This window comes from Ornithinimicrobium pratense, from assembly GCF_008843165.1.
GTDB lineage: Bacteria > Actinomycetota > Actinomycetes > Actinomycetales > Dermatophilaceae > Ornithinicoccus > Ornithinicoccus pratensis.
Window position 1 is genome coordinate 3,145,962 of sequence record NZ_CP044427.1, and the last position, 12,373, is coordinate 3,158,334.

Sequence of the window (12,373 nt, forward strand, 5' to 3'; positions counted from 1 at the left end):
CGTGAAGTGTCCGTCCGAACCACCTGGATCTTGGCAGATGCTCTGTGCTGGGTCTCCGCCATCGCCCTGACCCTCTTTACCCGTCTGGATTTCAAGCTGGGGGTCCTCGAGTCTTGGCAGACCTGGACGGTCGCCCTAGGTGCGGCGCTATTCCACGTGCTGGTCGGCCTCTCGTTTGGCCCATACATGGTCCGGCACGTGCGGGGCAGCTTTGAAGAGGTGCTGGCCGTCACGCGCGCCGCAGTCATCACCGGGCTCGCGCTCGTAGCCCTGGCCTTTTTCGGCGACCCCAGCCTGTTCCCTCGCTCCACACCCGTCCTCGGCACCGCCCTGGCGATCGTCCTGATGCTGGCGCTTCGCTTCGTCGTCCGGTCCTGGCGCACCCGGCGCACCGGCACCAAGCCGGGCGCCGAGCGGGTGATCATCTTCGGCGCGGGCCTCGCCGGCCGCCGCCTGGTCCACAGCCTGCTGCACGATGACCGGGCCAAGATGGTCCCCGTCGCCCTGCTCGATGACGACAAGGGCAAGCGGCGGCTGCGGATCGAGGGCGTGCCGGTGCGGGGCAACCGCCATCACATGGGTGCCGTCGCCCAGAAGGTCGGCGCGACGCACCTGGTCGTCGCGATGCCCAAGGCCGAGCCGGACACCCTTCGCGAGATCCGCGACCTCGCGGTCGCTGCCGAGCTGGCGGTAAAGATGTTGCCCCCAATCGACGAGTGGGCTCGCCTGTCGCACCCACAGAGCAGTGACCTACGCGACATCAACCTGGAGGACCTGCTCGGCCGGCATGCCGTCGAGCTGGACCAGGCATCCATCAGCGACCACCTCACTGGCAAGGTCGTCCTGGTCACCGGAGCCGGCGGCTCCATCGGCTCCGAGCTGTGCCGTCAGATCAAGCGCTTTAACCCGGCACGCCTCGTCTTGCTCGACCGGGACGAGTCCGCCCTCCACTCCGCGCAGCTCAGCATGACCGGTCGCGCCCTCCTCCACGGCGAGGACCTGCTGCTGGCAGACATCCGTGACGAGAACCGCCTCATCAGTGAGTTCGCCGAGATCCGCCCCGACGTGGTGTTTCACGCCGCAGCCCTCAAGCACCTAAGCCTCTTGGAGCGCTATCCCTCCGAGGCCTGGCAGACCAACGTCCTGGGCACCCTCAACGTGCTCAAGGCGGCATCCGCCGCTGGCGTCGGCACCTTCGTCAACATCTCCACCGACAAGGCGGCCAGCCCCACCTCAGTCCTGGGCTACTCCAAGCGCATCGCCGAACGGCTCACCGCCTGGTATGCCCAGCACGAGCCCGGCCGTTACGTCTCTGTGCGCTTCGGCAACGTCCTCGGCTCACGGGGTTCGGTGATCCCCGCCTTTACTGAGCAGATCCGCCAGGGCGGCCCTGTCACTGTGACCCACCCCGATGTGGAGCGCTATTTTATGCTCATCCCTGAAGCTTCGCAGCTTGTTCTGCAGGCTGGAGCGATCGGAAGAGACGGTCGCGTTATGGTGCTAGACATGGGCATGCCGGTCAAAATTGTCGATGTCGCCCAAGAACTGATTGCCATGTCGGGGAAGGTCGTAGACATCCAGTTCACAGGGTTGCGACCTGGAGAGAAATTGACCGAAGTGCTCTTCACCTCGGGCGAGCAGCACCTGCAGACGGAGCATCCGCTCATCACAGCTGTGACTGTCCCCTCAATCAGGGTGACACAGGTGACCGCAGTGGACGCGGCACCTGGGCAGATCACAAGCGTCATGAGGGCACAAGCCCAAACTGGGGTTGTCCGAAACACGGAGTTGACTCAGTGAGCGAACGGATCCACCTTTCCAAAGCCGACGTCACAGAGGTGGAGGAGCGGTACGTCCTGAACGCCCTACGCTCGGGTTGGGTGGCCCCGCTGGGGCCCGACGTGGACGCGTTCGAGCAAGAGATCGCCCGTCGTGTTGGTGTGCCCCACGCGCTGGCCCTGTCCTCGGGCACCGCCGCACTTCATTTAGCATTATTACACCTCGGAGCTGGGCCAGGCACAACCGTAGTCTTGCCTACTCTGACCTTCGCTGCCACAGCGAATGCCGCAGCGTATACGGGGGCAGATCTCTTCTTCGTGGATTCAAACCCGGTGGACGGGAACATCGACGTGGAACTTCTGGAAGACTCGTTGGATCTCCTTCAGGGACAAGGGCGAAGCGTCGCAGCCGTTATGACGGTCGATCTCTTCGGAAGACCATGCGATTACGACAGCCTCGTTCCGGCAGTATCGGCACGCGGAATTCCGATCATTGAAGACGCTGCTGAAGCGCTCGGCACGGTCCTAGACGGCAAACAGGCCGGATCCTTCGGCACCGCAGCGGCTTTATCATTCAATGGTAACAAAATAATGACGACGTCCGGCGGAGGAATGCTCCTTAGTTCTGACTCTCACCTTATGGAGCACGTCCGCAAGCTATCGACTCAGTCCCGTGAGCCAGTGCCATGGTACGAGCACGCGGAAATTGGGTACAATTACCGGCTGTCAAACCTGCTCGCCGCGTTGGGGCGAGGACAATTGACCCGACTGGACACTATGGTCAAACGAAGGAGGGGGATCCGCGCCCGATATATGCATTTGCTCCAGGATATAAAAGACCTCACGTTCTTAGGAAGCCGAGATTCCCGTTTGCACGTAGAGCAGAACGATTGGCTTACCGTCGTCTGCCTACCCAGCCACCTACAGGGCAAGACAAATGCGGTGATCACGGACCTCAATCAAATGGGCGTTGAAGCGCGTCATGTATGGAAGCCCATGCACATGCAACCTGTGTTCTCGTCCTGTCCGTCACTATTATCCGGCGTGGCAGAACGGCTTTTTGAGACAGGTATAGCTCTCCCAAGCGGTTCCGCACTAACAGATGAACAGATCGATGAGGTCGCCCGGGCATTCCACGTTGTGTTGGGCGCATGGTCGTACCAATGAGGGCGGAGTCGGGAAGTTCGGAGATTATTGACGAGGCAATATGAGTGAAACGTTTCAAGTCCCGACGTTCACTTTCTTAGTTGGGTCCAGATCACCCTGGCACGATTGCCAAGTCGGAATTATAGAGGCCAAGTTCTCGACAAGTGTAGCTGGCACTTTCTGATTAGAACGTTGACTTAGGTCATAAAATTGTCGCCCAAATTCGGGGTACCTGTCGACGACCAATCGAGAAAACAGGCAAACGCGGTTGACGCACCTAGCGCGCGCTAGTTTCCGACGGAGACTGGTCAATGGGGTAGAATTCTCCATTTGACAACCGACGATAGGAGTTGCGAGATGCAAATGTCAAATATACTGAAGAGACTATCCCGAATTCTTGATGGACCCGGCGGTCGCCAAGGCCTCGAAGGCGTTCCATCCAGACCTAGAGCACTTGTGCTAAATCATTTTGCGGTCCCTCCTGGCGCGCCTGGTGGAACCCGACATGTAGAGCTCTTTCAGCGACTTACAGCTTGGGATTCTACGATCATCGCCAGTAACTTCAGTTCACAGACCGGGACGCGAGTACGGGGGAGTGATCAACTCAAGACGGTCCCCGTGGTCCCATACACGTCCAATGGAGTGGGCCGCATTCTAAATTGGGGTAGTTACGCAGTTACAGGAACTCTGAGAGGATTGCTCTGTGGTCCAGCAGATATAGTTTACGGATCAACCCCTCACCTACTGACACCCCTGTCCGCTTGGCTTCTCTCTCGCATCAAGGGGGCGGCCTTTGTTGTTGAAATTCGAGACTTATGGCCGAAGGTTCTCTTAGACATGGGAGTACTGAGCGAAACCTCCCCGATGTTTCGTGCCTTAACCGCAGTGGAAGAATTCATCTACAGTCAAGCAGACGCCATAATCGTAATGGCTGAGGGTTCGCGAACAGAATTAACCAGGCGGGGATTCGGGGAAAAGGACATCTACTACATTCCAAACGGAGCTGACCCGGAGGACTTCGTCTCGGCGATGCCGCGCGATGTATTGCGGGAGAAGTATGGCATGAGACGCCTCACGGGAGTCTATGTTGGCGCCCACGGACCTGCGAACGGTCTTGATCTGCTGCTCAAGGCGGCCGATGAAGCATCAAATGTCGACATCGTCCTCGTTGGGGGTGGGCCAGAGAAGGCGAGGTTACAGCAATGGGCCCGAGATCAGAACCTACAGAACGTAAGGTTTCTGGATGCTGTACCGAAGACGGAGGTCCCGGACATCTTGGCCGCCGCGGATTTTGGTCTTCATGTCTTAGCTGACGTCGAGTTGTTCCGAACTTCCGTTAGCCCCAACAAGGTTTTCGATTACATGGCAGTAGGTCTGCCAGTGCTCTCCAACAGTCCCGGTCTCGTAGCAGACCTCCTAATGTCCGCCGAGGCGGGCCTGGCGGTCGGGCCCTGCGAACTAGGTGCGGGACTAAGGGACATGGCGTCTCAAAGCGAGGCCAGCAGGCAGCAACTGGGCGAGAATGGACGGCTGTGGCTGTCACAAAATCAGTCTCGCACCATCATGGCTCAACGCTTGGCGTCTGCACTCGAGACCACTCGGTCGCAATCTCTTAATGCTAGCAGGATTCGCGTTAGGCGCAGAGGACCTGCCGAACACTGAATATTCGGTCTCCTACGGTTATCGTCCCGCTGCCCTTGACAGAATGATGATGTCGCGTGGCTTTTCGGCATCTTGTACTGATGACTTACCAACCTTACCACCTCGCAACTTTCGCAGGAGTGTACTCAATGGTTAAAACTGTACGCGTCATGGTTGTTTACGGGACCCGGCCTGAGGCGATCAAACTAGCGCCGGTCATTAAGGCATTGGAGGCCAGCCCCGGCCTCGATTCAGTCACGGTCGTCACCGGGCAGCATCGGGAGATGCTGGACCAGGTCAACGGGATCTTCGGCATCGTGCCCGACCACGACCTTGACGTCTTCGCTCATGGTCAGGGCCTCAACACGCTCATGGCGAAGGTCCTCGACCGGATTGATCCCATCCTGGAGCGGGAGGCCCCCGACGCGCTGCTCGTGCAGGGTGACACCTCCACGGTCGCAACCGCAGCCGTCGCCGCCTTCAACCGGCAGATCCGGGTGATCCACCTGGAAGCCGGTCTGCGCAGCGGCGACCTGTGGTCCCCCTTCCCTGAGGAGGCCAACCGCAAGATCACCACTCAGGTGACGACGCTGCATCTGGCACCTACCCCGACCTCGAAGGCCAACCTGTTGCGGGAGGCCGTGGCGGAGTCGACGATCGCGGTGACCGGCAACACCGTCATCGACGCACTCCTGCACACGGTGGACCGACAGACCCCTGTCACCGACGACCGGCTCGCTGAGACAGTCGCTGCAGGCGGGCGCATCCTGCTGGTCACGAGCCACCGCCGAGAGAACTGGGGCGGCGCCATGGAGGGGGTCGGACGGGCCCTGCGGCGGCTGGCCACGGCATACCCGGACGTGACCGTCGTGCTGCCTGCCCACCGCAACCCGATCGTGCGCGAGGCGGTCCTCCCCCACCTGAAGGGCTTGGGCAACGTCATCGTGACGGAGCCGCTGGCCTACGGCGAGTTCACACGGGTGATGGCTGCCTCGACCGTGGTGCTCACCGACTCCGGCGGGGTGCAGGAGGAAGCGCCGTCGCTGGGTAAACCGGTGCTGGTCATGCGGGAGAACACCGAGCGACCAGAGGCGGTCGAGGCCGGGACGGTCCGGCTTATCGGCACCGCCGAACAGCGGATCGTGGACGAGGTCTCCACCCTCCTGGACGACGCCGACGCCTACGCGGCCATGGCCAACGCGGTCAACCCCTACGGGGACGGCGGCGCAGCCGAGCGGAGCGTGGCCGCGATCGAGAGCCTGCTGTTGGGGAGCGAGCGCCTGCCGGACTTCACCGGCTGACGCCGCCGGCGCCGGCGCCGGCGGGACCTACCGCCGGGTGACTCCGCGGGTGTCGATGACCGGCTCTTCGTCTTTGAGGGTGGGGTCATAGGTTCAGCCCTCCGCCGATGAGGAGCATGCGCAGGCGGTAGTTCTCGAAGTTGGTGAGTCCGCGGGCGATGCGTCGGTGGAGCTCGATGAGGCCGTTGATCGCCTCGGTGCCGCCATTGGTCGCGCCGGTGGTGAAGTAGGCCAGGAACGCTTCTTTCCACTTGCGCAGGGTCCGGCCGAGGCGGGCGATCTCGGGGATCGGGCAGGAGGGGAACGTGGCGACGATGCGCTCAGCGATCTTGCGGCCCTCGGTCTTGTCGGCGTGCTTGTAGGCGGTGCGCAGCTGCTGGGCGCACTGCCAGGTCAGGTCGACCGCTTCGTGGGTCTCGTTCGCTGCGAACGCCCGCTCGATGCGGGCGCGTTGCTTGTCGGTGAGGTTCTCCGCTCCGGCGCGCAGGATGTTCTGGATCCCGTAGAGGGGGTCGCCCTTGCGGCCGCGGTGCCCGGTGGTGCTCTGCTGCACCCGACGGCGGACCTCGTCCACGCACCGGGTGCCGAGGGCGACGACGTGGAACGCGTCCAGGACAGCCGTGGCGTCGCCCAGCTCCTCCTCGATCGCGGACTTGTACCCGTGGAACGGATCCAGGGTGGCCACGTCGACACCGGCCTTGAAGTGCTCGCCGCGCTCCTCGAGCCAGTTGGCGTAGGCGGCCCTAGTGCGACCCTGGACGAGGTCGAGCAGACGTGCCCTGACCTGCCCGTTCTCATCGGTTGAGAGGTCGACCATGCCGGTCAGCTCTTTCGGCCCGCGACCGCCGTGCTCAGGTGCCTTGGTGGAGACGTGGTGCCACACGTGCTCATCCACGCCAAGCGTAGACACGCCAGCGAAGCGAGTCTCGTCGTCGGCCGCGGCGGCCAGAATGGGCTTGACCGCCGACCAGACGGTGCGCCACCGCACCCCGAGCTGGCGGGCCACACCCTGCACGGAGGCGTGCTCGGAGCGGATCGCCCGGATCGCCCACCGTGCGGCTCGGGTGGTGAGGAGCCCGCGCGGGCGGGCCAGGTCGGGCGCCTGCTCGGTGAACGTCCGCACCGCGCAGGCATCCTCCCGGCACCGGTACCTTCGCTTGCGCCACAAGAGCACGACCGGGGTGTCGAAGCAGGGCGCGTCGACGAGCCGCACCGCCCGCCGGCTGTGCGCCTCCGCGACCGTCCCGCAGGTCGGGCACCCGACCCGCGCCGGCGCGGACTCCACCGTCACGGTGAGCAGGTCCGGCGCTCGGTCGATGGCGGTCACGTGCAGGCCGTCCAGGCCGACGAGCAGGTCGCAGTTGTTGCAGTACGCGCCGTCCGAGCACAGGGCACGGCGGCACGACGTAGGCTGATTCACGTCGAGGTCCTTGGCGATCAGGTGAGGTAAGAGTCCTCTGATCATCGGGGACCTCGACCCCGTCCCGGCCTCACCCAGCTCGTCGGCGCGCCGCCCTCACCCCACCCTCAAAGACGAAGAGCCCGATGACCCGGTGTCCCTCGAGCACCTGCGCGGCGAGGTCGCTGAACTCCCGGTGGTCGACCAGCAGCAGGGTCAGAAATGAGTTACGGGTCCAAGAGATTCGTGGCCGCCCCCAGACTGACCCGCGGATAGGCGTCGCCAGGTTGCTCTTGCCTTGAGCCATTCTTGGAGGCTTCATTCGTGCACCAACCGCGGACCGGTTCGGGCGAAACGGCGGTGCCGCTTGTGCACCAGCGGGGGCGGCCGTTTCTGCAGATTGACCACATCAGCTCGGCCCAGGTCGTCAGCGGGCCGACGCTGCCCTAGCCGCTTGCGCATGCAATTGATTGCCGAGGCTGGTGACGTTCGCGACGGTCAGGCGCTTGATCCCGTTACCGCCAAGGCGAGTGCGGGAGTGTCGCCCTGGCTCATGCTCGTAGGAGCCCTACTAGGGTGGGAGGACCGCAGCAAAACCGACGGAGCGTCCAGGGTGGGGGACCCCACGAGGTGGCTCTTCAATGCAGTGCTCGCGGGCGGGAGCCGCATCGAACCCCAAGCCCCAGGAGTCGACACACCCTCGCAACTACTGCCGTCGGAATGGATCGTCCACAACGGTGGACACAGCCCGATGTTTGCGTTTGAACCGAGCCAGAGTATGGTGCGGGGGTGGGATCTGGACGCATGCCAATCGTCGTGCCGGTCACGTTCGTAACGGTCTTATACGTGACTCTCCTTGCCGGAGAGACGGTCATAGCTGGAATGCCCCTACGGTTGCTTGGCACTTCCGCGGTGATGGTTGGCTCACTGGCCCTTACTGTCCTCCCGCCCCGGGGGCGGGTCTGGTCTGGCCTGCCCTGGTTCGTCACGTGGGTTGGACTTGTCGCACTGTCGGCATATTGGGCGCCCCTCGACGCCCGCCCGGGCCGCTTCTTGGTTGATTTAGTTTATCTGATGGTCTTAACGGTATGCGCCGCCTGGGTGGCGCCACGGCTTCCCGACAGAGCGATAGCATCGATCTGGGGCCTCACTTGGCTTATAGGCATTCTGTTCGCTTCCGCCGCCCTCACTGGTGTCGGCGGCGATATCGACCTCCAAGGCCGGCGATCCGCGTTCGGCATGGGCCCGAACGTCTTCGTCCGTGTCGTTGGACTCGGTGCAATCGCGGCGGTGGCGCTCGCGTGGGGCGGCCGTAAGTGGGTCATCTGGACCGTGCCCGTGTTCCTGGCAGCCGCAGTCCTCTCCGGCTCACGTGGCGGCACGCTGGCCATTGCCGTCGCCGGCGCCGTCATAATCGCGCTAGGGCTGTCAGGAAGGACTCGCAACGAGCGTCGCAACACGCTTCTAGGTCTTACATTAGTTATTGCCGTCATCTACCTAGTGGTGTGGCCGCGCGTGGAACAATGGGTTGAAGTTCGGTTCGTCGACACCATCGCCTCCGGCTACAGCGCGGGGCGAGACGTGATCCTGTCTCAAGTACTAGAATTGTGGGCGGAAAACTCCCTTATCGGCGTGGGGCTGGATGGATACTGGGGGGAGGCGGGATATCGTTATGGACTTCAGCATCCGCACAATCTGATCTTGCAAACTTTCGCCGAGGCGGGATTACTCGCTGGATTGACACTGCTGGCCCTCCTTCTTGTGGGTCTTCGAAGTGCGTGGTCCCTGCGTGGCGGCCGTCATTCACTTTTCGCGTGCGCTGCTATATTGTTGATAGTCGCATCGATGTTCTCGGGTACATGGTATGACTCACGCTTCATCTGGCTCTTTCTCATTTTTGGGGCAGAGTCATTGAGCCGACGCGTTGTTGACCCTGAGCCAAATGGAGAACTTGGTCCGAACACCGATAACGCTCCACGCCGCCTTGGCCCAAGGTCGCACATCGTGTCGGGTGGTCGCCGCTAAACTCCCGATGATCTGGCTCTTCACAATCCAGGGTCCAGAACTGGACTTGAATTCGCCGGCCTCGAGTAGTGCTCGGGCGATGCATCTGGTCAGGTGGCGAAACCCGAGGGACAGGCCCGTGCAGGGGCAACAGGACGCGGACCGAGCGATCCGGACCCGGCTGCGTTCCCCAGGACGCCCGCAACCGGCCCGTGCGGTGGAGCGGGCATTCTGGCGGCTGATCGCCAAAGGCGTGAGCAGTGACGAGGGCGCTGTCACGGGTGGCATGTCGGCGCCGGTCGGAGCCCGTTGGTTCCGCCACGGTGGCGGTATGCCCCCGCTGAGTTTGACGAATTCACTGGCCGGTACCTCTGGTTGACCGAGCACGAGAAAATCGCCATCCTCACTGCCCAGGACCAGGGGGTGCGCCAGGTCGCCCGCGCCCTGGGACGGCACCCGGGCACGATCTCGCGTGAGCTGCGCCGCGACAGCGCGACCCGGGCCGGGCCGGGCAGCGGCCTATCGGGGCGGCGTCGCGCGGAGGAAGATCGAGCTGGCCACCCCACGGCCCAAGAAGGCCAAGCTTGCTCTGAACGCCCGGCTGCGCGCCTACGTGCAGGAGCGTCTGGCCGGGCTGGTCACCGACGCCCAAGGGCGGCGGATCCCAGGCCCGGACCTGCCATGGAAGTCGCGTCGGCATGAGCGCCGTGCTGACCGACGCTGGAGCGCGGCCTGGTCCCCCGAGCAGATCAGTCACCGGTTGCGGAGCAACTTCCCCGACGATGAGTCCATGCGGGCCAGCCACGAGACCATCTACCAGTCGTTGTACGGCAGGGCCGCGGTGCCCTGCGCCGCGAGCTGATCGCGTGCCTGCGCACCGAGCCAAGGGCAAGAAGTTCCGTCACCGACCAGGTGGTATCTCCGCGCGTCCGGCCGAGGTGGCCGACCGGGCCGTCCCGCGGCATTGGGGAGGCGATCTGATCATCGGCCTAGACAGTCGGCCGCGGCACCCTGGTGGAGCGCACCACCCGATACACGATGCTGCTGCACCTGCCACGGTTGGAGGGCCACTGCGTCGGACCCAGGTCAAGAACGGGCGGCCGCTGGCCGGGCACGGCGCGCTGGCCGTCCGGGACGCCATCGCCGCCAAATCGCCTCCCTGCCGCAGCGCCTGCGCTCCTCACTGACCTGGGACCAGGGCAGCGAGATGGCGCAGCACGCTCAGCTGGCGATCAGCACCGGACTGGACGTGTTCTTCTGCGATCCGCACCCGCCTGGCAGCGGGACGAACGAGAACACCAACGGGCTGCTGCGTCAGTACTTCCCCAAAGGCACCGACCTGGCCCGCTACGACGAGGACGAGCTCCACGCCGACGCCCACACCCTCAACACCCGACCTCGCAGACCCTGGACTGGGCAACCCCCGCGAGCTGCACCGCCGCCTAGCCAGAGGCTTCAAGAACCGGAGCAACTACAGGCTCCGCATGCTCCTGGTCGGCGGAGGACTCAACCATTCCCCCCCACCGCAACTGGGAAGAGCCGGCTTACTTGCCTGGCCTAATAAGAAAGCGAGCGAATATGCCCCACCAAATGACAGCGCTTAGCACATTCGCACTCGCAAGACCCCAGGCCAACCCAAGAATCCCCCCACGGGCAAGAGCGCAAGGCAGACAATTAGGACAAGGAGGCCACTAGCAGTTCGCACAACAACCAACGGCCTAGCTGCGCCAAGATACCTTAGGCCGACCTGCGGCCCCTGTGTTAGCGCGGACCCTACGTATGCAACCACCACAGGGACAACAAGCGACGTTGCCACCGCAAGGGTTTGTTCGTTAATCACCAGCCCTAGTACCGGAACGCACAGCACAAACGCGAAACCCGCCAAGATGGGAACGAGCGCTAATAACGCCGACATTACGGCAAGACGCCGCTTGAGACCATTCACATTATTTTGCTTGGCCAAGTGAGGCAAAGCGCGACTGCGCGCGGCCGAGAAGAAGACGGTAGACAACCCGAGCGCTGTCTGCATGAAACGCAAGCCACCTACAGCCGCTAACCCAGCCACGGGAGTGGCCAGGGCTACTACGAGATTGCGTGTTCCAGTTTCCGCAGCCGCACCATAGGCTAAACTGCCGCCAAACCACCCGTATTGCCGAAACCAATCGACGGAACGTTGCGGCCTAGTTGGACGAAGAACCAACCGGCCCGACTTTCCGATCACCGCCACCGCTGCCCCGAAACCCCATATCAGGAGCAATACTGCGGACGACCTGAGACTGGGCAACGCTACCGCAATAGCGTACCCGGATACTAGAATCCCAGCCCAAAAGGCGTCTAGAATTACGGCTGCCATCGCATCGTGCTGCGCGAACGCGACGCAGCGAGCAAAGGCGTGGAGCGTTACAAATATCACGGTCACCGCGGACGCTAATACCAAGCCTACACTGAAACGCTCTGCCACTACGCCATACACCGCTACCGGCAAGGCCAACGTGATTCCACCCAGGAGCAAAAGCCAGGTCGCGGATTGGGCCGCCTGTACGTCAGACGGGCCAGCAGCGGTCCCCAGAAGCACCTCACCCGTGAAGGCGTTGATCAATGTAGACGCCAGGAGTGCGAGCATTACTACAAGAGAGAAGACACCTAGCTCGTCGGCCTGGAGAAGCGCGCCGCCGGCTAGCACCGCGCCCGCATTTGTCACGCTGGACAGCAACGAAGAGCCAAGCGTGAGCGCATTGTCTCTCTGCGCGAAACGGCGTATAAGTCCGAGCATAATAGCAACTCCAATCCAGATACACGACGAAGGCTTGCAATGAAGCCCAGAAACGCCCCTGCTTGCATGGAGCGGGACTCCGAATCTTTGCGCACGCTGATTCAACGTGCATGGCTCCGGTCCTTCGACTTCGGGTCGGCCTATGCGCGCTGGGAGAAGGAAGGCACGACATCGGCGTACTCCCGCCTGCGTTTGGTATGCCTCACCGCAGTGGCACACTCCCGCAGATTCCCCGTCTTCCCGAAAAACCGCGACTTCTCGTTAAGTAGACGACGCATCGGCCATCTGCCCGCGGCCGACTCTGACGTCTGTGACAGTGTAGCGGCTCCGA

Annotated in this window: 6 protein-coding genes and 1 pseudogene; 6 read left to right on the forward strand and 1 reads right to left on the reverse strand. The window is 62.9% G+C overall.

The window, feature by feature from the left end; genetic code table 11:
• The first annotated feature begins 156 nt into the window (after positions 1–156).
• From FY030_RS14530 to wecB, 4 genes are all read left to right on the forward strand, one after another.
• On the forward strand, positions 157–1,800 hold the full coding sequence (locus FY030_RS14530; protein WP_238348430.1) for a polysaccharide biosynthesis protein: 1,644 nt from the start codon (positions 157–159) through the stop codon (positions 1,798–1,800).
• A complete protein-coding gene (locus tag FY030_RS14535; RefSeq protein WP_158062248.1) occupies positions 1,797–2,945 on the forward strand; it encodes a DegT/DnrJ/EryC1/StrS family aminotransferase in 1,149 nt (382 codons plus the stop codon). The genes FY030_RS14530 and FY030_RS14535 overlap by 4 nt, the downstream gene beginning before the upstream one ends.
• Before the next feature lie 342 nt (positions 2,946–3,287).
• Positions 3,288–4,586, forward strand: a complete 1,299-nt coding sequence (locus FY030_RS14540; protein WP_158062863.1) for a glycosyltransferase family 4 protein — start codon at positions 3,288–3,290, stop codon at positions 4,584–4,586.
• A 149-nt stretch (positions 4,587–4,735) separates the two neighbouring features.
• A complete protein-coding gene (wecB, locus tag FY030_RS14545) occupies positions 4,736–5,866 on the forward strand; it encodes a non-hydrolyzing UDP-N-acetylglucosamine 2-epimerase (RefSeq protein ID WP_158062249.1) in 1,131 nt (376 codons plus the stop codon).
• Positions 5,867–5,951: 85 nt separating this feature from the next.
• On the opposite strand, the gene FY030_RS14550 is transcribed toward wecB, so the two are convergent.
• Complete coding sequence (locus FY030_RS14550; RefSeq protein WP_420371863.1) at positions 5,952–7,286, reverse strand: ISL3 family transposase; 1,335 nt, start codon at positions 7,284–7,286, stop codon at positions 5,952–5,954.
• A gap of 783 nt (positions 7,287–8,069) precedes the next feature.
• Between FY030_RS14550 and FY030_RS14555 the strand changes: the two genes are divergently transcribed.
• Both FY030_RS14555 and FY030_RS14560 read left to right on the forward strand, forming a co-directional pair.
• Complete coding sequence (locus FY030_RS14555; RefSeq protein ID WP_158062250.1) at positions 8,070–9,290, forward strand: O-antigen ligase family protein; 1,221 nt, start codon at positions 8,070–8,072, stop codon at positions 9,288–9,290.
• 118 nt (positions 9,291–9,408) lie between these two features.
• Positions 9,409–10,715: pseudogene (locus FY030_RS14560) on the forward strand (IS30 family transposase).
• Positions 10,716–12,373: the final 1,658 nt, after the last annotated feature.